Source organism: Candidatus Neptunochlamydia vexilliferae (assembly GCF_015356785.1).
In the GTDB taxonomy this organism is placed as follows: domain Bacteria; phylum Chlamydiota; class Chlamydiia; order Chlamydiales; family Simkaniaceae; genus Neptunichlamydia; species Neptunichlamydia vexilliferae.
Map to the genome: position 1 here is coordinate 1 of NZ_JAAEJV010000039.1, position 18,615 is coordinate 18,615.

Annotated in this window: 17 protein-coding genes and 1 pseudogene; 14 read left to right on the forward strand and 4 right to left on the reverse strand. The window is 47.2% G+C overall.

The features are described from left to right. The 10 genes and pseudogenes from NEPTK9_RS06715 to NEPTK9_RS06760 form a co-directional block, all read left to right on the forward strand. Positions 1 to 1,379, forward strand: a pseudogene (locus NEPTK9_RS06715) (hypothetical protein); the annotation flags it as partial. A gap of 221 nt (positions 1,380 to 1,600) precedes the next feature. Continuing rightward, on the forward strand, positions 1,601 to 3,181 hold the full coding sequence (groL, locus tag NEPTK9_RS06720; protein WP_194848067.1) for a chaperonin GroEL: 1,581 nt from the start codon (positions 1,601 to 1,603) through the stop codon (positions 3,179 to 3,181). Further along, positions 3,178 to 4,107 carry a glycosyltransferase family 9 protein gene (locus tag NEPTK9_RS06725; protein WP_194848068.1) on the forward strand — a complete coding sequence of 310 codons (930 nt, stop codon included), beginning with the start codon at positions 3,178 to 3,180 and terminating at the stop codon, positions 4,105 to 4,107. The genes groL and NEPTK9_RS06725 overlap by 4 nt, the downstream gene beginning before the upstream one ends. Then, positions 4,082 to 4,987, forward strand: coding sequence for a glycosyltransferase family 9 protein (locus NEPTK9_RS06730; RefSeq protein WP_194848069.1), 906 nt, complete (start codon positions 4,082 to 4,084; stop codon positions 4,985 to 4,987). Before NEPTK9_RS06725 ends, NEPTK9_RS06730 begins: the two co-directional genes overlap by 26 nt. Then, on the forward strand, positions 4,963 to 5,628 hold the full coding sequence (locus tag NEPTK9_RS06735; RefSeq protein WP_194848070.1) for a DUF2490 domain-containing protein: 666 nt from the start codon (positions 4,963 to 4,965) through the stop codon (positions 5,626 to 5,628). Before NEPTK9_RS06730 ends, NEPTK9_RS06735 begins: the two co-directional genes overlap by 25 nt. 206 nt (positions 5,629 to 5,834) lie before the next feature. Next, a complete protein-coding gene (locus NEPTK9_RS06740; RefSeq protein WP_194848071.1) occupies positions 5,835 to 6,170 on the forward strand; it encodes a hypothetical protein in 336 nt (111 codons plus the stop codon). A gap of 1 nt (position 6,171) precedes the next feature. Further along, the gene (locus NEPTK9_RS06745; RefSeq protein ID WP_194848072.1) at positions 6,172 to 7,482 is read left to right on the forward strand and encodes an OmpP1/FadL family transporter; all 1,311 of its coding nucleotides are present in this window, start codon (positions 6,172 to 6,174) and stop codon (positions 7,480 to 7,482) included. Then, positions 7,470 to 8,132: a DUF2490 domain-containing protein gene (locus NEPTK9_RS06750; protein WP_194848073.1), complete on the forward strand. Its 663-nt coding sequence runs from the start codon at positions 7,470 to 7,472 to the stop codon at positions 8,130 to 8,132. Before NEPTK9_RS06745 ends, NEPTK9_RS06750 begins: the two co-directional genes overlap by 13 nt. A 46-nt stretch (positions 8,133 to 8,178) precedes the next feature. Continuing rightward, positions 8,179 to 9,438 carry a metallophosphoesterase gene (locus NEPTK9_RS09735; protein WP_228547070.1) on the forward strand — a complete coding sequence of 420 codons (1,260 nt, stop codon included), beginning with the start codon at positions 8,179 to 8,181 and terminating at the stop codon, positions 9,436 to 9,438. A gap of 28 nt (positions 9,439 to 9,466) precedes the next feature. Further along, positions 9,467 to 11,143, forward strand: a complete 1,677-nt coding sequence (locus tag NEPTK9_RS06760; RefSeq protein WP_194848074.1) for a phospho-sugar mutase — start codon at positions 9,467 to 9,469, stop codon at positions 11,141 to 11,143. A 298-nt stretch (positions 11,144 to 11,441) separates the two neighbouring features. Here the strand turns inward: NEPTK9_RS06760 and NEPTK9_RS06765 are convergent, their stop codons facing one another. Beyond that, positions 11,442 to 13,559, reverse strand: coding sequence for an HD family phosphohydrolase (locus NEPTK9_RS06765; RefSeq protein ID WP_194848075.1), 2,118 nt, complete (start codon positions 13,557 to 13,559; stop codon positions 11,442 to 11,444). A 67-nt stretch (positions 13,560 to 13,626) separates the two neighbouring features. On the opposite strand from NEPTK9_RS06765, the gene dnaX reads away from it, so the two are divergent. The 4 genes from dnaX (at position 13,627) to NEPTK9_RS06785 (ending at position 16,511) form a co-directional block, all read left to right on the forward strand. Beyond that, on the forward strand, positions 13,627 to 15,066 hold the full coding sequence (gene dnaX / locus NEPTK9_RS06770; RefSeq protein ID WP_194848076.1) for a DNA polymerase III subunit gamma/tau: 1,440 nt from the start codon (positions 13,627 to 13,629) through the stop codon (positions 15,064 to 15,066). A gap of 319 nt (positions 15,067 to 15,385) precedes the next feature. Then, a complete protein-coding gene (locus tag NEPTK9_RS06775) occupies positions 15,386 to 15,691 on the forward strand; it encodes a YbaB/EbfC family nucleoid-associated protein (RefSeq protein ID WP_194848077.1) in 306 nt (101 codons plus the stop codon). A 109-nt stretch (positions 15,692 to 15,800) separates the two neighbouring features. Further along, the gene (locus NEPTK9_RS06780; RefSeq protein WP_194848078.1) at positions 15,801 to 16,184 is read left to right on the forward strand and encodes a hypothetical protein; all 384 of its coding nucleotides are present in this window, start codon (positions 15,801 to 15,803) and stop codon (positions 16,182 to 16,184) included. A 39-nt stretch (positions 16,185 to 16,223) separates the two neighbouring features. After that, on the forward strand, positions 16,224 to 16,511 hold the full coding sequence (locus NEPTK9_RS06785; protein WP_194848079.1) for a hypothetical protein: 288 nt from the start codon (positions 16,224 to 16,226) through the stop codon (positions 16,509 to 16,511). Here the strand turns inward: NEPTK9_RS06785 and NEPTK9_RS09855 are convergent. From NEPTK9_RS09855 to NEPTK9_RS09740, 3 genes are all read right to left on the reverse strand, one after another. Further along, positions 16,508 to 16,639 (reverse strand): hypothetical protein, encoded by a 132-nt coding sequence (locus tag NEPTK9_RS09855; protein ID WP_267239246.1) that lies wholly within the window; start codon positions 16,637 to 16,639, stop codon positions 16,508 to 16,510. The genes NEPTK9_RS06785 and NEPTK9_RS09855 overlap by 4 nt on opposite strands. Positions 16,640 to 16,678: 39 nt before the next feature. Beyond that, complete coding sequence (locus NEPTK9_RS06790; RefSeq protein ID WP_194848080.1) at positions 16,679 to 18,277, reverse strand: ATP-binding protein; 1,599 nt, start codon at positions 18,275 to 18,277, stop codon at positions 16,679 to 16,681. Between the two features lie 62 nt (positions 18,278 to 18,339). After that, positions 18,340 to 18,615 (reverse strand): hypothetical protein (locus NEPTK9_RS09740; protein ID WP_228547071.1); only part of this gene is annotated, 276 nt, incomplete at its 5' end.

Here is an 18,615-nt window from a genome sequence, read left to right on the forward strand (position 1 = left end):
TCGACCACCACACCATCGAAAGACACCTCCAAACCCAAAAAAGAAAAATCCACACCCACGCCGCCACCCAAACCCAACACTTCTACCAACAAGCCTTCTACGAAAACTTCACCCAAGCGGAAACTCACCTCACCCACCTAAAAAAACTCCTTGAATCTTTCCCGAAACTCACTCCCCATATCAAACCCCAAGAGCTCACAGCAACCCTCGAACACACCAAACAACAAAAAGCCCAAAAAGAAGCCCGCGAACGGGCCTACCAAAAACAAATCCAAGCCGTCAACCAAAAACTCGAAGACTCCATCAAACAGATCGACGCCCAAAAAGCCAGAATGGAAAAGGAGCTTGCCCAAAGAGACAAGAAGTACGAAGAACTCATCGCCTTCCAAAAACAAACCCATGCCGAAAGCCTTCAGACCCTCGAAAACACCTTCCAAAAACTCATCTTAGAAAGAGACTCCCGCCTCGAAAAAAAACAACAACAGTACGAAGCCGCCCGCCAGCTCAATGACCAAAAAAGGGTCCAAGAGCTCCAACAAGAAAAACAAAAAATCGAAGCCACCTACAAAAAACAGCTGGAGCAGACTGAACAAGAAAAACAAAAAGCCCTCTTCGAAAACCAAAAACTCATTGAAACCCAGAAAAAAAACCATGCAGCCCAACAAAAAAAGCTCCAAAACCAAATTAAACAACTCGAAGCCCAAAAAATCCAAAAACAATCTCTCAAAAAACAGATCCTCCCCTCCATCGCCTACGGCAAAGCCACCTGGGAAAAACACTTCGGCCCCGGCTCCATCACCGAAAAAGAGCCCCCTCTCCCCTCCAATATCGAAGAAATCCTAAATGCTCCCACCCCCTTCAAAGTCGAAGGGTTTAGCGGTAAGGTGCGCGACACCCACCTCCTCGTCTGGATCCCCAGCAAGGTCAACAACACGGTGCTCACCCTCGATAATCTTCCGAAGGTCTTCGGGAAGTATGGTTATTGTGATGCTAATTATGTAAAAAAAGAGCATGGAAGCCGAGGAACCTCTTCCCACTGGATCCTCATGAGCAAAAACATCCTAGAGGGGACCCGCGGTAAAACCTACGACGTTCAAAAACAAATCGTTAGAAAATATGCCTCCAAAGGATACACCCTTTCAAACGCCCTAGATGTTGCAGTCGCTGTCCTTCTCCACCAAAAGGAGAAGAAGGAGTATCTGTTGCCAGGAAAGCCTACATGGACCTATACACGGTGTCAGGAGAAGGTGAACGATAATAAGTGGCCGGTGGCAATAGGCGGCTTCGCCGCTGGGGGCCTCACCATCAGCAGCCACTGGGACGACCAGTACCTCTGGGACGTCCAGAAAGACGGTGTTGTTGGGCTGCGGAAGTTCTAGAGCATTGGCTATTGGATCATTGATTTTTGGGGTTGGACCATTGATCATTAATCCATTGAGGCCCCATAGGGGCCCTTGGGGAAAAAGTGGCGGCGTTAGGCGCCGATTTTTTCAAGCCAGTAACCGCTATGAGGGGGGTGGAGTAGGCAAAGCCCATTCCCTCATTGCGAAAAACTCCTTTTTTGTGTATATTTTAACTTCAAACCAACAAAGGAGTTAACATGTCTACCACCCCTAAAGAACTGATCTTCGAAGAAGAAGCCCGCGAAAAACTCAAAGAAGGCGTCGATAAACTCGCCGACACCGTCGGAGTCACCCTCGGCCCTAAAGGAAAAAATGTCGGGCTCGAGTCAAGCTGGGGTGCCCCCACCATCACAAGCGACGGCAACAGCATCGTTAAAGATATCGAACTCAAAGACCCCTACGCAAACATGGGTGTCTCCATGGGAAAAGAGGTTGCCCGCAAAATTAAAGAGCAGTCCGGCGATGGAACCACAACCGGAATCATCCTCTTACGCGCCCTTGTCAAACAAGGAATCAAAAATATCGCGTCAGGAATGAGCCCCATCACCCTAAAACGGGGAATCGAAAAAGGGGTCGAAACCGTCCTAAAAGAACTCGACGCTCTTAGCATCGCTGTTGAAAACCCAGAAGCCATCCAAAATATCGCTACCGTCTCCGCTTCTGGCAATGCAGAGGTCGGATCCACCATCTTCGAAGCAATCGACAAGGTCGGAAAGTCGGGAGTCATCTCGATCGAAGAGGGAAAGGGAACCACCACCACGATCGAAATGGTCGAAGGGATGCGCTTCGACCGGGGCTACACCAGCCCCTACTTCTGTACAGACACGGAAAAGATGGTTGCCCAGGTCGAAGGAGGACACATCCTCATCACCGATAAAAAAATCTCCTCGATCCAAGAAATTCTCCCCCTCCTCCAAGCAGTCTCTGCAGGAGGAAAACAGCTCCTAATCATCGCTGAGGATATCGAAGGGGATGCCCTCTCCACCCTTGTAGTCAATAAACTCCGCGGCGCTCTTAAGATTGCCGCTGTCAAAGCTCCCGGCTTTGGTGACAAGCGAAAAGCCATGCTCGAAGATATCGCAGCTCTTACTGGAGCGACCGTCATCTCCGAAGAAAAAGGGATGCAACTCAAAACAGCAACGGTTGACCTTCTAGGAAGCGCTGAAAAAATCGAAATCTCTAAAGACCACACCACCATCGTAGGTGGCAAGGGAAAGAAAGAGATGATCGATGCCCGGATCAAGCAGATCGAATCCGAGCACGCTGCTGCCACAAACGACTACGATAAAGAAAAGCTCGACGAGCGGCGCGCAAAACTCCAAGGAGGCGTTGCCGTCATCCGTGTGGGCGCTCCTACAGAACCTGAGATGAAACAGAAAAAGCAAGTTTTCGAAGATAGCTTAAATTCGACCCGCGCTGCACAAGAAAGTGGCTTTGTCCCTGGAGGAGGCGCAGCCCTTCTCCGCGCCAGCCAAAAGCTGAAGGAAAGTGAAGATCTTGGCGAGCAAATCGTCTATGCCGCCTGCTCCGCCCCCTTCAAGCAAATCGTCGACAACTGCGGCAAAGATAGCTCGATCTACCTAGAAGAAGTTCTAAAAGGTGGTTCAACCATTGGCTTTAATGCTCGCACTGAAACGGTCGAAGATCTGATCAAATCGCAGGTCATCGATCCGACAAAGGTAGTGAAAAACTCCCTTAAATTTGCAGCATCAGCAGCGGGGATTATCTTGATCTCTGAAGCGCTGATCACCGATGCAAAAGATGACGATCAGGAATGAAGCAAGCAGCAGTTCTTTGCGGATCAGGAATAGGGGATGGGCTGCTCATGATGGTTGCAGCCCACCACCTTAGAAAAGGGGGCTACGCTCCCACCATTTTCCATGACCACCATAAAGAGCTCTCTCTTCTCTTTGAAGGGTATCCCTTTGCCCCCTACCCCGATAACCTCGAAGAAACGTTAAGAAATTTTGATCGGGTCATCGTCGAAAATGACAACTCAAAAAGAGCGTGGGACCTCTTTGCCTTACGGGATGCAAAAAAACTGACAAACCTCACCTTCTTTTTCCCCACCCCTTGTCGAAAAATGGTCGAAGGAGATGTTCTTTTCGACCCCAAAAAACCCATCGCCTCCAACTTAGCAATGGCTTGCCACAAAACACTGGGCACCGACCTCTCAAAAGAAAATAATCTCTCCGTTCCAGAGGAAAAAACCTTTCAAAAGTACCCTAAACGGGTTGTCATCCACCCCACAAGTAATGACCCCAAAAGGAACTGGAAAAAAGAGCAGTTTTTAACCCTCGCTAAACAGCTAGAAAACGAGGGATACACCGTCTCTTTTTGTGTGGCCCCCGATGAAAAAAGTGGCTGGGACGGGGTTCTTCTCCCTTCCTTTAAAAACTTAAAAGAGGTTGCCGCTTACCTTTATGAGTCGGGGTTTCTGGTTGGAAACGACTCTGGAATTGGCCACCTTGCCTCAAGCTTAGGCATTCCAACACTTACCATCTCAGGAAACCCGAAACGGGTCCGCCTGTGGCGCCCCGATTGGGCCCTAGGAAAAGTGGCCACCCTCCCCTTTCCCCTTCCCAACTTTAAGGGGATTAATATGAGAGTGAGGGAAAACCATTGGCAACGCTTTGTCTCTGTTGGAAAAGTCTTTAAAACCTTTCAGGAACTCGCTGATGAAAGCCGCCGTCATTTGTTCTAAAGGGATGGGTGATGGGCTGATGATGCTCGTCGCCTCCCACCGCCTTAAGCTTCAAGGGTATCACGTCACCACCTTTCAAGACTCCTTGGGGCAACTTGCCGAGTGGTTTCCTGGCCACCACTTTGCCAAGCGCTCCGAAATCGAAAGTTTGGATGATTTTGACTTGATCCTCCTGCAAAATGACAACACCCCCTTCTCCTTTAACCTGGTCGACAAGTACCGCGATAAAATGTCGATCTTTTACGCAAGCTATGAAGAGGGAAAGCACCGCCCTTTAACACCACGCGACTTCCTCTTTAATCGGGCCCGTCCGATGGTTTATAATATCGCCGAGGGAGTGGCTAATCTCCTTGGGCAGATCAATCCCATTCAAGAGAATGGACTGATGATTCCTGAGGGACTCACCTATCAAAAATATGGGAAGAGGATCGTCATCCACCCCACCAGCACCACCCCCAAGAGGACCTGGCATAGGGGCAAATTTTTAAAGCTTGCAGCTCAACTTAAAAAGAAAGGCTATGAAGTCGTTTTTGCGGTCAGCCCAGAGGAGCGAGAAGAGTGGGTGAGCAGCGGATTTCCTGTTCCCAAGTTTCCAACTTTAGCCGATCTTGCTGCGTACCTTTATGAGTCCCGCCTCCTCATTGGGAATGAGTCGGGAACCGGCCACCTTGCCTCCAACCTGGGGATTCCCACCCTCATCGTCGCCAGCTGCCCCAAACAAATGGCTCTGTGGCGGCCCGGCTTTCGTCTGGGAAAGGTGCTCACCCCCCCTCCCTACATCCCTAACTTTAAGCTGGCCCGGCTGCGGGAAAAAAAGTGGCAGACTTTTATCACCCCCCATCGTATGTTTAAGACGTGTCGCGAATTATTAGAGTTTTAACCCTTCTCCTCCCCCTCTCTCTTTTTGGAGGTCTTTTAAGTAAAGGAGACTTTCAAGTTTGGAATACCGATGCCGTTAACATTCGGGTCAGTAGGAAAATGACCCTGACAGGAGAGACCCAATTTCGGTATGGCGATGGAGGGAAAAACATCTTCTACAAACACTACCAGGGAGGGCTTCTCTTCTTTCGCTCTCCCCACATCAATTTTCAAACCGCCTACCGACAAGTTTATCGCCGGATCGATAACAAGTGGGAAAAAGAGTACAACCCCTTCATCGATCTGACCTTTCAAGCAAGCTCCCGTCGCGGATGGTTTATCTCTGACCGTAACCGGGTTGTCTACCGCGTTCGAGGAGGAAAACTCTTTGATAAGCAAAACCTCTGGCTTTACCGTAACCGTCTCTTTATCCTCCCCGGGTTAAGACTAGGGAAAGCTTCGATGGCTCCCTTTTTCGCTTATGAATTTTTTTGGCAAGAAAGCCGCGGAATCGATCAAAACCGTTTGCAGTGGGGGCTCAGCATCCCCTACCGAAAAAAAACAATGCTTAACCTCAGCTACATGCTCCGCTACCTTAAAAACCGTAAGAAAAAGTGGATCAATCAAAATGTCCTGTGGATCGACTTTTCTCTTCACTTTTAAGTTCCTTAAAACCCCGGAGTGCTACTACTGTCAATTGCTTGAATTTTTCTTTTCCTCCAGGTTCAGAGGGGTAAAATGACCCCTACTCTATTGGAGTATGTGGTCATTTTACCCCCATAAATCTGATGAAAAATCGAAAATCCCCTCATTTGACATTAGTAGTACTCCGGGGTAAAATGTAATTTAAATTTTACAAGGAGCTTTTTATGAAAAATTCCCCTCACCGTATGAAGCATCAGCAAAAAAAGGCGATCCGTGCTGCCCAAAAAGAGGAATACGAGACCAAAGAAAAAAAGATGCTCGAAAAGGATCAGAAAAAAGCCCTCACCTCCCCGAAAACCAATAAGATTGCAAAGGGAAAAGCCTCCTCAAAGAAAAAATCCCACATGACCTCTCCCAAAGATATCACCTGGGAAACCGAGCCCGAAAGCATCCATAAGGAAGGAAAACATTGGATCCAAACGATTCAAAAACAAACTTTAGATACCGCTTCTCGCCTTCGGAAAAAGCTTCAAAAACTCAACTTTCTAAAAAGGAAATAGTATGATGAAACCCTTCTCTATTATCTTTAGCCTCCTCCTTCTAATGGGAAACATCTATGGAACAAATGGCTATTTTTCCATTGGCCATGGAATAAAATCCAAAGGACGTGCAGGAACATCGACTGCCTATGCGGATGAGGCTTTTGGAGGAGCCAATAACCCCGCTAGCATGGTTTATGTAGGAACCCGAAACGATATCGACCTCACCCTTTTTTCTCCACATAGAAAGGCAAGCCGTCGTGGAGAAACCGCCGCTGGAGGAATCTACAACTTCAGCTCCTTTTCAAAGCGAGACTACTTTCTCATTCCAGAAATGGGATTCAATTATAACCTCACCGACTGGATTTCGTTAGGGGTCACCGCTTATGCCAACGGCGGAATGAATACCAGCTACGTGAATCATAACAAAGTTCCTGGCTCCAACGCTAATCCTGCATCCTGTGGGACAAAGGGGGCTAACCTTCTCCTTGGATGTGGAGAGCTTGGCATCGACTTCATGCAGATGGTCATTGCACCCACTATTGCGATTCGGGTTGGGAAGTTTGCCATCGGAGCAAGCCCTCTGCTAACCTATCAACGCTTTGAAGCTAAAGGATTGCAAGCTTTCGCCCCCTTATCGAAGTACCCACAAAACCTCACAAATCAAGGACATGACAACTCTTTTGGGATTGGAGGACGCTTTGGGATGATGGCTAAACCCTTCCAATGGCTCACGCTAGGAGCTGTCTATACAACAGAAACCCTTACCTCCCCTTTTGGTAAATACAAAGGCCTTTTTGCTGAAGGAGGAAGGCTCAACGTTCCCTCAAACTTTTCAGTCGGATTCAAGCTTGATCCTCTTCCCCACATCTCTTTAGGGTTCGATTTTCGGAGAATCTTTTACCATTCTATTCCTGCAATAGGAAACTTGCAGTCGACCAGCCTAGCTAACCCCCTAAAGCCTATAGGAAGCTCCGGTGGAACAGGGTTCCACTGGAGAAACCAAAACGTTTACAAAATTGCGGTAGAGTATACTCCAATCAATTCGCTCACACTCAGACTAGGTTGGAATTATGGTCGTAGTCCGATTAGAAGTGGCATTGAAGATGTCACACTCAATATCCTAGCTCCAGCTATAACAGAAAATCACCTTGCCTTTGGAGCCGACTACAACTTTTTTGATGGAAGAGCAGAACTAAAATTCTTCTACCTTCATGGATTTAGTAACACCGTTACCGGCCCTTCTGTGCTAGCAACTATTGGTATTCCTGGCACTGAAACGATAACACTCTTTACGAACTCTTTTGGGCTAGGATTTGGATGGAATTGGTAAAATTTTTTATCCTAACCTTCCTCCCTTGTCTTCTCTTTGGAGCCATTAACAGCCCAGGAGATTTCCAGGTATGGAACTCTGACAAAATCTCCATTGAGGTAGCTAATAACATCTACCTCTCTGGAGAGGCGGAGTTTCGATTTGGCAACGATGCAAAATCTCTCTACTATAAGCACTTTCAAACCGGATTTACCTTCATCCGCTCCAAACATGTTGTCGTTCAAACCATCTACCGACAAACCTACCTAAGGATCAACAAAAAATGGAGGGTTCAATACAACCCCTATGTCGATCTTATCCTCAAGACCAAGCTCCCCAAAGGATGGATTATCTCAGATCGGAACCGGATCTTTGCCCGCTTTTTAGGAAAAACCTTTCCAAAGCACCTCCTTTGGATCTATCGAAACCGGGTCGAGGTGATTCCTCCTTTAAGGTTTGGCCCTAATGACGCCTCCTTTTATATTGCTAATGAAATCTTTTGGCAACAGACCCGTAGTCTCGACCAAAATAGGGCCGAGGCAGGCTTTCACATCCCCTTTCGGGAAAAGATCAACTTCCACCTCAGCTATATGCTCCGCTCCCTCAAGAGGCTCGATAACCACTGGGTCCACCACAACGTTGTCCGGATCCGCTTCAATTTAAAGTTTTAGGTTTACAGGTTTTTCTTTTTCTTCTGTTTATGGTAGACTTGGACCCATGACACGGATCGCCCATATCTCAGACCTTCACTTTTCGCGATTTTCCCTCGCCCCCACTCAGTTTCTCTCGAAACGGTGGCTGGGAAACCTCAACCTATTGATGAATCGGTCAAAAGATTATTTAAACGAGCGCCCCTGGTCTCTCATCCCCACCTTCAAAAAGGAGGGAATCACCCATGTGATCATCTCAGGCGATCTGACCACCACCTCAAGCGATGCGGAATATACCCTCGCCAAAAACTTCGTCGATGCGCTGAAAAAAGAGGGAATGACCGTTTTCCTCATTCCTGGCAACCATGACCACTATACCAAAAAGGCCGATCGGACAAAGCGGTTCTACAACTACTTCCCCATGCCAGAAAGCCAAGAAGGCTTTTCCCTTGAAAAGCATGGAGTCACCGCCCTTCCCCTTACTGAAGGATGGAACCTTGTTTTACTCGATACCAGCTACGCCTCTGCGCTTACCTCTTCAAACGGCTTTTTCTCCCCCGCCCTCGAAAAAAATCTTCAAGCCCTCCTTCAAAAGCTCAACCCCGAAGAGCAGGTGATTCTTGTGAACCACTTTCCCTTTTTCCAACATGAACGCCCAAAACGGCGGCTGATTCGAGGAGAAAAGTTGCGGGAGATGATCGCCTCCCATCCCAATATCACCCTGTACCTCCATGGACACACCCACCGGCGGACCATTGCCGACCTCCGTCCCAACGGTCTTCCCCTTATCTTTGACAGCGGCTCAACCGGTCACAAAAAAGGGTCATGGAACCAGCTCGACCTGGAACAAACAAGTCTTAAACTCACCTCCCACCGGTGGAAAGAAGGGTGGAGCATCATCGATACCCAGTCATTCACCTTCAAAACAAAACCGTGGTACCACCCAGGACTCCGCTTCAAATGTACCGGCTGCGGGAAGTGTTGCACCGGAAGTGGTTTTGTCTGGCTCCAAGAAGAAGATATAGAAACCTTAAGTGCCCATCTCGACCTTCCTCGAGAAGCCTTTCTGAAAAAGTATACCCGGCAAGTAGGAAGAGACCTGGCCCTTATCGATGATCCCGGATCGGATGATTGCATCTTCCTTAAGGATAAAAAGTTTTGCGCCGCTTATGAGGCCCGCCCCAAGCAGTGCCGCACCTTCCCCTGGTGGAAAGGTAATCTAGAAAGTCCTGCTCAATGGGAAGAAGCCAAAAAATATTGCGAAGGGATCGACCACGAAGAGGCCCCTTTAATTTCTGTTGCAGAAATTAAAAAGCACCTTGATTAATCTCCTCTGATTTTGTTAAAAGAAAGGGATGCATGTCCCCGAAGAAGTTAAAGCACTCGCTGCTCAGTGGCTCAAGGCCCCTTACGATGAGGAGACCCAGAAGGAAGTTCAGGCCCTCCTAGAGGGAGATCCTGCCGCCCTGATCGACGCCTTCTACACCACAGTCGCCTTCGGGACTGGAGGGATGCGGGCGGTGATGGGCGCAGGGACCAACCGGCTCAACAAGTATACGATCCGTAATGCGACCCAAGGGCTTGCTAACTATATCCTCAGCCAAAAGGTCGCTCATCCAAAAGTCTTTATTAGCTATGACTCCCGAATCAACTCCCGCCTCTTTGCAGAGGAAACAGCGCGGGTCCTTGCTGGCAATGGAATCGAAGTGTTTATCACTAAAGAGCTCCGCCCCACCCCTTTCGTTTCCTTTGGATGTCGGTATCATGGCTGCACCGCAGCGGTGATGATCACCGCCTCCCACAATCCTCCCGAATATAATGGCTACAAAGTCTACTGGAGCGATGGAGCGCAGGTCGTTCCCCCTCATGATAAAGGGATCATGGCCGAGGTCGACAAGATCAAACACCCCGATCAAATTAAGCTCGTCCCCTTTGGCCATTCGCTGATCCACCAAGAGGGAAAAGACGATGACGAAGCTTACTACGCCGCCCTGATGCCCCTTCAAAACCACCCGGAAACCAACCAAAAAGAGGGAAACACCCTTAAAATTATCTACTCCCCCCTTCATGGATGTGGCATTACAACGGCGCCCGAAGGGCTGAAACGTTGGGGCTTTACAAACATCTCCCATGTCGAAGCGCAAAAAGTGCCCGACAGCACCTTCCCAACCGCCCACTCCCCTAATCCCGAGCAAGAAGAAGCCCTTCATTTGGGGATCGACCAGCTTGTAAAGGAAGAGGGAGATCTTTTTATCGCCACGGATCCCGATGCTGACCGGATGGGGGTGGTTGCTTTACATGAAGGGAAACCGGTCATCCTCAGCGGCAACCAAATCGCCTCCCTTTGCCTCCACTACCTCTGCACTACCAAGTCGCTCCCTAAAAATAGCGCCTCTCTTACAACCATCGTCACCACCGAGCTATTTAAGTCGATCGCCGAGTCCTTCAACGTCACTCACTTTGAAGTGCTCACCGGCTTTAAATATATCGGAGAGAAAATCCACGAGTGGGAACAAAGCGGAGCCCACGCCTTCCTCTTCGGCGCTGAAGAATCGCTCGGCTTTCTCTATGGAACCCACTCCCGCGATAAAGATGCCACGATTGCCGCCTGCCTTGTCTCTGAAATGGCCCTCCAACTCAAAAAACAGGGGAAAACCCTCGTCGATCAGCTCAATGAACTCTATAAAACCTATGGCCCCTTCCTAGAAAAGCAGCTTTCTGTCCCCTTTGGGGGAGGGCAAAAAGGGATGGAAACGATGAAAAAACTGATGGAGGCTCTCCGCCAAAATCCACCAAAGGAAATTAGTGGCGACAAAGTGATCGAAGTGGAAGATTATCTCACTGGAAAGACAAAGATTCCTTTGCCCAAATCGAACGTCCTCGTTTTCCGAACCGAAGACCAAAGTAAGTTTATCATCCGCCCCTCGGGAACCGAGCCCAAGATCAAGATCTACGGCCTGGCCCGCCATAGCAATGTAAAGCGGCTTGACATCTCATTAAATTTCCTGAAAGAGAATCATCTGAAGGGATAGGCCTGGCTCATGACCAAGCCAAGGTAATGGAGCAAAGCAGGAATGATCAAAAGAAAAAAGAGTATTTTATAACCTTGAGACTTAATATCATCTTGCTTGGTTACACGGTTAGTTAGACTGTGACTACTTTTTTCTTGGCAACCAATAGAGACCGAAATATTATTTGTTATTGAAATGCGCTTTACTAGACCACTACCCTGATTATTCCACGGATCTTTAAAAAAATCTGAATCTTTTTCTTTAACGTACACAATAAAAAGAATTTAATCAAAAGAACTAATCTTTAAGTCGCTTGCAATCAAGCGCTTGGCTTATTTGGATATTTGATCCGGAGGTGACGAGCAACCGATAAGCTCTTGATTATAGTGCGCTTAACGGTTCCAAACTCCTCAAAAGTGAGCTGACAGTCGTCAAATTGGCCATCTTCGAGCTTTTCGGCAATCAGGCGATTGACGAGCTCGGTGATCGCCTCTTCATCGGCATTCTCGAGGGAGCGGGAGGCAGCCTCAATGGTATCGGCCATCATGATAATCGCAGACTCTTTGGAACGGGGTTTGGGTCCTGGGTAGCGGAAGAGCTTTTCATCGACGCTATCGGAGTCTCCCCCCATCTGCTCCACCTGCTTACAGTAGAAGTAATAGACGAGGGTATTCCCATGGTGCTCCCGGATCACATCGATAAAGCTTTGGGGAAGGCCATGTTTTCGCGCTAGGACCTCTCCCTCGGTCACGTGGGTGATGATCACCTGGGCGGACTCTTGAGGGGTGAGGAGTTGGTGGATATTAAAGCCCCCCATCTGGTTTTCGGTAAAGTAGTGGGGATTAAAGAGCTTTCCGATGTCGTGGTAGAGGGTGGAGACGCGGCAGAAGAGGCCATTCGCGCCAATGGCTTGGGCAGCCGCTTCTGAAATACTGCCCACAACAAGACAATGCTGGTAGGTTCCCGGCGCTTCAACGCTCAAGCGGCGGAGAAGCTCGTTATTGGGGTCCATGTACTCCATCAAGGTGATGTCGGTCATGACGTGGAAGATCGACTCCAACATGGGCAGGAGGCCGACGACTAAAATCGAGGTGAGGGCTAGGAAGACAAAGGTACTCATTAAGTCGGAGACGACATAGATATTCCAAAAGACATTGAGAGAAAAGTTATAGACAAAGAAGATCGGAATGCAGGAGAGCCACACTTTTCCACATACCGCAAAGACCTCCTTACGTTTCCTTAAGTTCCGAGAGGCGAGGATCGCAATAGCCCCCATCGTGATGTTGATGACGATGAAACGACTATGGTCGACGGCAAGCGATAGCCCCAAAATCACCGCAAGGAAGCAGGTGGAAAAAAGAGCCACTTCACCACTTAAAAGGACACAGATAAGGATCGCTGCAAAGGGAAGAAATAAAGGATAGCGGACCACCTCAAGAAGGCCTCCGGTACTTTGAAGGAGGAAAAACTCGGTCACCTTAGCAGCGATCAATGTTAGGATAATAATCGTTGCATACAGGGAGAGCTTATAAATATTCCGGATAATCTCTTGGTGTTTGTAGTGGAAGTAAAAGCCCCCGATTAAAACGATGAGCGTCGCAAAAATCAAACTACTTAAAAGGGGAAGGGGCTCCCAAATTTTTTGATCTTCGGTCATCGCCTTTTTCATCGCTTGGACCATAGAGATATGGCGCTGTGTCACCTTTTCCCCTTGGTCAACAATCCGACTTCCCGCCCGGATTTGACTAAACCTTTGGGGAACGGTCGTCTCGACCTGCCTGCGCAGGGCCCGCTGCGCCGAGGTATCTTGATCCATCGGCCAGTCGATTCCCTGAAAATAATTTAAGATGTAGGCCACATCGGGTCCCCGCCGCTTCTTCTTGATCAACTCTTGTTGAATCTGTTGCCAAAAGCTATCGGAAAGAGGGGCACTCTCCCCATCAAAAGAAGAGGGAAGAAGAAAATATTCTGGAGGGAGGAGATCTAAAGAGCGGAGACGGTTGAGGGTGCGCTCCTTAGCGAAGCGGGATTCCAAGAGAACCGCTTTCACATCGTCCGCTGTCTGGTAGAGCTCTTCATAAGTGGTCTTTGTTAAAAAATTCCGCCAGCGCGGGTCATCGATCAAAAACTTCTCTACCTGAAACCGTTTCTGATCGACAAACTGAGGGTCGAGTCGGTAGATCACCCCAATATCGCGGGCCGACTCTTGCCTTAAGATCACCGTCCCCTCTTCATCGGGAAACTCAAAATCGACCTGGGCCACGACATAATTTTTTGCGTGGCTATCTAGCTCAAGCATGTCGACACGCACTTCACGAAAGTGAATGAATGCTGCCAAGGAAAAAAGGATCAAAAGGCCCACGAGCAAACGTTTGCCTAAATTTTCCTTCCTCAAGTAGCGCTGCCACTTGGGGGTCTCTTTCGACTCTCCACTCATTATTTTAGCTTACCACAACTTGCATTTTAACAACTACCATAGCAGAATCATGTTAAAAGGATACACCATGTCGACATATCAAGTCATTGCAAAAAAGTTTCGTCCCAAAAAATTTTCTGAGGTCTTTGCTCAAGAAGCGATTGTCCAAACCCTAAAAAATGCGATCCGGATGGGAAGAACAGGGCATGCCTATCTCTTTTGCGGGACGCGAGGAACGGGAAAAACGACCCTTGCCCGCCTCTTTGCCAAAGCGATCAACTGTAAAAACTTAGGCCCCGACCAAGAACCTTGCAACACCTGCCCCTCCTGTACCGAGATCACCTCGGGTCATTCCCTCGATGTGATCGAGATCGATGGCGCCTCTAACCGGGGGATTGACGACATCCGGAGCCTCAATGAAACGGTTAGCTATGCGGCCTCTAGCGGCAAATATAAAATCTACATCATCGACGAAGTCCACATGCTCACCAAAGAAGCGTTTAACGCCCTTCTTAAAACGCTCGAAGAGCCTCCCGCCCATGTGATCTTCTTTTTTGCCACCACCGAGCCCCATAAAGTCCTTCCCACCATCCTCAGCCGGTGCCAAAGGTTTGATCTTCGCCGGATCACCCCTGAAAAAATCGCACAAAAGCTGACCACCATCACTCAGAACCTCAATATTACCGTCGAGCCAGGCGCCCTCCAGCTCATTGCCCGCCACGCCGAAGGGTCGCTCCGCGATGCCGAGTCACTCCTCGACCAACTCCTCTGCTACGAAGAGCCCCCCATCACCCGAGACCATGCCACCAAAGCCCTTGGCCTTGTCCAAAACGATCTCTTCTTTGCCCTTGACCACGCCGTGAGCAAATATGACCTTGCCGCCCCCTTCTCCCTCACCAATACCCTCTTCGAAGCAGGGTGCAACCTCGAATACTTTCTCGAAAGCCTCGCGAGCCACTACCGGACCATCGCCACCATCCAAATGGGAGAACGGCCCCCCTTCCCCGAATATGCCACCTCCGCCAAACTCTATTCCAAACACCACGTGCTTGAAACCCTCGACTACCTCATCAACACCCTCGAAAAGGGAAAGCAAACCCCCTTTAAAAAGATCCACATCGAAGTGGCCTTCCTTCATATCATCCGCACCTCCAAACGGATCCCCCTCGAGTCCCTTGTCGAACGACTCGAAAAACTCCAAAAAGGGCCCGCGCCCGAGCCTACTACTCCTCCACCCCAAGACGTAACACCGCCAGAACCCGAGCCCGTCGCAAAGGCGCCTGAGCCAACACCCGAAGTGGTAAAAGCTCCTGAACCCGAACCCGAGCCGGTCGCAAAGGTGTCTGAACCCGCAGCCCCTGTCGAAGAGGTCCCTTTCTTTCCAGAAACCCCACCTCCACCTCAAAACACCCCTCCGCCTCCAGCGGCCAAGCCAGCAGCCCCTCCTGCCACTATTCAAGAAAAGATTAAGCAAGAGCAGGTCATGCGCTTTACCTCGGTGGCGCTTAATGGCTCCCTAAAGAAATAATTAAAATTATTTTTATTATTCCCGCAAAATAGAAGCTTGTTATACAATATTAGAGGGTGTCGTCAAGAGATGCTCAATATAGAAGCTCTTGCTATGAGGAAAGTTCAAGGCGTCCGATGCAGGAAGCCCAAATCGGGCTTTCGAAGGAGGACAACGATGAAATTTCCCATAGGAAGGGCTTAAGGATTGATCAGCTCTTGACGATACCCTCTAGTTACTACCCCTTTTAACCTATTCTTTGAAGGCCCCTTTCTGGGGCCTTCCCCTTTTTTCCCCCCTTTGCTATAATGACACCCATAAACAACATTTGAGGTTCCCCATGGGTAGCGGTTATTCCAAAATGAAGAAGCAAGCCAAGCTTTTCCAAGAGCAAATGGCTAAAATGCAAGAAGATATGCAAAAACTAGAGGTCACCGGCTCTGCAGGGAATGGCCTTGTTGAAATCACCCTCACCGGGGAAAAAGAGATCAAAAAACTCAACATTAAACCTGAATGCGTTGATCATGAGGATGTTGAGGGTCTCCAAGACCTCATTATTGTCGCTTTTAATGATGCTGCCAAGAAGATCGAGGACAATTCTCCTCAGAATGGCCTTTCTATGAGCGGCCTTCCTTTTGGACTCTAATTCTTTAATAATTAACACATTAACAGTTAATTATACTAATTACACTTTCAATTAAACGTAATTTATGTTATAATAGTAACGGTGCGAATAAAAAAGGCATGGTATTATTATGATAGTAAATTACGTTTCAATAAATTATTTTACAGAAGAGTTCTTTTCCAAAGCTATTGATGGACTTTATGCTCTAATCGCTAAAGTCAGCGAATATGCTTCGTCGCTTATAGAGCGTCTTAGATCCTCTATGACTCCAAGTTCTAAACACTTTATTAAAAACGAAGTAGAATTAAAATTAGAAATAACCAATTTTGCTTTAAACGAGCTTAAAGATCAAAATATTACACTTACTAGCCCGTCAGACAAATCAAATGAGATCTTCCAATCTCAGGGAGACGGACAACTCTTTGGTTATTCGGAAGAAACAAACCCAAAAATCTTTGACCAACCGGTCTCCTCGTTTATAGAACGGGGTGAGTTTGAAGAAATAGAATTATAAAAAATTAGTTAAAAACAAAATAATAAAAAGGTAATAATTATGATTATCGTATACCCAAATTTAGATGAATCCAGGCCCCAGACTACTGAGGATGGAGTCGTTGAAGAGGCTAGAAACCAAGAGTTTCAAGAGGTTCGTAGTGGAGTTTTTCGCCGAACAACTTCCATTTCAAATGAGCTTAACTTTAGTTTAAGTAACTTAGTTGCGCGAATCATGGAGTTTATCTCCAATGTTGTTAAAGCAATCGGCAACCTGATCTTTTCGAACAGTCATGCAAGCAGTAGTAATTATTCGAAAGAACCTATTCAAATTTGCTTCACTGATTAAACAGATTCATCAAAGGTAAGATCAACATACGCTTTGCTTAAGAGCGCCTCGACTTTTTCGGCGGTGCTCAAGGAAGGGGCCTCTTCAGCAAGGCTTCTCAGCTCATTCGTAGAGAGCTGAGCGATCACCTGCTCGACTTGGAGAAATGGGGATTTTTATTCCTCTTCTCATGGAAAGAGCTCTCGAATCTTCTCCCCGGACTCAGATAGAAGCTCTCCTTTCCACTCAGATACATTGCGCGCTTCTGAAGAAAAATTAGCTCCTATGATCACTATGTGCTTGCCTTTATGGATATAGGGCTTGAAGTATTGCTTTTCATGGATTTGCTTTAGAGCTTTATCAGCAGAGCTGTTGAGCTTGAGCTCAAGGATATACGTTGTTTTAGGAACTTCTAATATCACATCAATACGCCCTGTATTTGTCGACCTTTCTGATAAAGGGGTAAAACCCATCCCATATAGCATTGACAGGAGCATTGCTTGATATGTTCGCTCTTTTGCATCAACAAAGACTTGATACGCAAAGCTAGAAAGGCCCATTTCTATCTGATTAAAGAGAAGGCTGGGCTGATGCTTTTCTAGCGCTTCTACGCACTCCCTAGAGGATCTTAGTTTAGTGATTGGGGCAAAATTTTTGACGAGAGAGTTGATAAATGCGGATCTCACCTCTTCATTGGGAAGACCTAAAAGATAGCGGTTCGAGATCGAATTATAGCCTTTGATCGTGAAGTAGCCTGTTTGGTACATCAAGGCTTCTAAGTTTATTTGCTCTAAAGAGCTAATGTCCATTAGCTCGTCTTCTGTAGCTGTTGTTCCATCTAGTGAAACCATCGACTCTAGATGGTTTTTGAGTTGATGAATTAGAAATGAAGGAGTCCCGGTGCTATACCAATAAGTTTTAGGCTTCTTGATTTGCATAAATTTAAGCGTTGAGAACGGGTTATAAACACAGGTCTTTCCTTCAGAAAATCGATAACCGTTGTACCAGTTTCGAACTTCATCTATAACTTTTTCTTCTGATACTGGATTCCCCTGTTGACTCCTTTCCTGAGTAATTTTTTGAATGTGATCCCGAAAATTGACTCTTAACTCTTCTTCGGTATACCCCATCATCCCAGCATATTTGGGTTCCATCGTGATGTCATTTAAGTTATTAATAGCAGAAAAAAGTGAAACGCGAGAGAATTTGCTGATCCCTGTTATAAATGTGAACTTTAAATATTTATCTAAACTTTTAATTGTTCCAAAAAAATCTCTTAACAGATCTCTATTCTGCTTTGTAATTTCAACTGATTGTAGATTATTGATAATTGGTTGATCATACTCATCTATCAAAATAACAACTTGGTTTTTCTTAGAAAGCTGCATCACCAGTCTTTTTAGTTGAGATTGGCTAGAGGCACCAGTGATAGATATACCATAAGCTGTGGCAATGTCTTCGAGGGCTTCTTTTAGTCCGGTTTCTAGCTGTTCGGGTGAGGTATTCAGAATTTGAGCAAAGTCAAAATATAAAACCGGATACTCCTGCCAGTCATAGTCGCTATTGTAGATATAGCATTCTTTAAATAGCTCCTTGTTTCCTTTGAAAATCTCTTCTAACGTATTCAGGAACAAAGATTTTCCAAACCTTCTGGGGCGGGAGATAAAATAATGTGGTGAGCCCTCGTCTAACAGCTCTTTAATGAAGCCTGTTTTATCCATATAAACATAATCTCTATCGGCGAGAATTTTGCTTATGCTTTGGATTCCAAGGGGTAATTTTTTCATTTGGATCGGACTTCTAAGTTAAGCTTTCTTCGTCCCATTTTAGCTCATCTACCCAAACAAAATCAAGAATTGGTTTTTGCCTGCGCCAGCATCCCCATCTTTAACCCCCTCTGCATTGCCCCTATCTCCCCGATAGAGGACTGCTTCGAGGGAGCTAAACCTGGAGCGCCGGCTTTAGAAAATTCCCAATTCTTGAACTTGTTTGGGTATAATAATAAAGTTTTCAAGGCCTTGTTCACCTTTTCACACACTTTTTCCTGAACAACAAATCCCTTCTTAGTTGGATGAAAGATACGTCGGGGGCGGGGCCCCCCGCTGCCCCCTTGAGCTTCAATCTG

Coding starts and splice junctions, on each gene's coding strand:
- groL (WP_194848067.1), top strand. CDS start 1,601: ATGTCTACCACCCCTAAAGAACTGATCTTCGAAGAAGAAGCCCGCGAA.
- NEPTK9_RS06725 (WP_194848068.1), top strand. CDS start 3,178: ATGAAGCAAGCAGCAGTTCTTTGCGGATCAGGAATAGGGGATGGGCTG.
- NEPTK9_RS06730 (WP_194848069.1), top strand. CDS start 4,082: ATGAAAGCCGCCGTCATTTGTTCTAAAGGGATGGGTGATGGGCTGATG.
- NEPTK9_RS06740 (WP_194848071.1), top strand. CDS start 5,835: ATGAAAAATTCCCCTCACCGTATGAAGCATCAGCAAAAAAAGGCGATC.
- NEPTK9_RS06745 (WP_194848072.1), top strand. CDS start 6,172: ATGATGAAACCCTTCTCTATTATCTTTAGCCTCCTCCTTCTAATGGGA.
- NEPTK9_RS06750 (WP_194848073.1), top strand. CDS start 7,470: ATGGAATTGGTAAAATTTTTTATCCTAACCTTCCTCCCTTGTCTTCTC.
- NEPTK9_RS09735 (WP_228547070.1), top strand. CDS start 8,179: ATGACACGGATCGCCCATATCTCAGACCTTCACTTTTCGCGATTTTCC.
- NEPTK9_RS06760 (WP_194848074.1), top strand. CDS start 9,467: ATGCATGTCCCCGAAGAAGTTAAAGCACTCGCTGCTCAGTGGCTCAAG.
- NEPTK9_RS06765 (WP_194848075.1), bottom strand. CDS start 13,559: ATGAGTGGAGAGTCGAAAGAGACCCCCAAGTGGCAGCGCTACTTGAGG.
- dnaX (WP_194848076.1), top strand. CDS start 13,627: ATGTCGACATATCAAGTCATTGCAAAAAAGTTTCGTCCCAAAAAATTT.
- NEPTK9_RS06775 (WP_194848077.1), top strand. CDS start 15,386: ATGGGTAGCGGTTATTCCAAAATGAAGAAGCAAGCCAAGCTTTTCCAA.
- NEPTK9_RS06780 (WP_194848078.1), top strand. CDS start 15,801: ATGATAGTAAATTACGTTTCAATAAATTATTTTACAGAAGAGTTCTTT.
- NEPTK9_RS06785 (WP_194848079.1), top strand. CDS start 16,224: ATGATTATCGTATACCCAAATTTAGATGAATCCAGGCCCCAGACTACT.
- NEPTK9_RS06790 (WP_194848080.1), bottom strand. CDS start 18,277: ATGAAAAAATTACCCCTTGGAATCCAAAGCATAAGCAAAATTCTCGCC.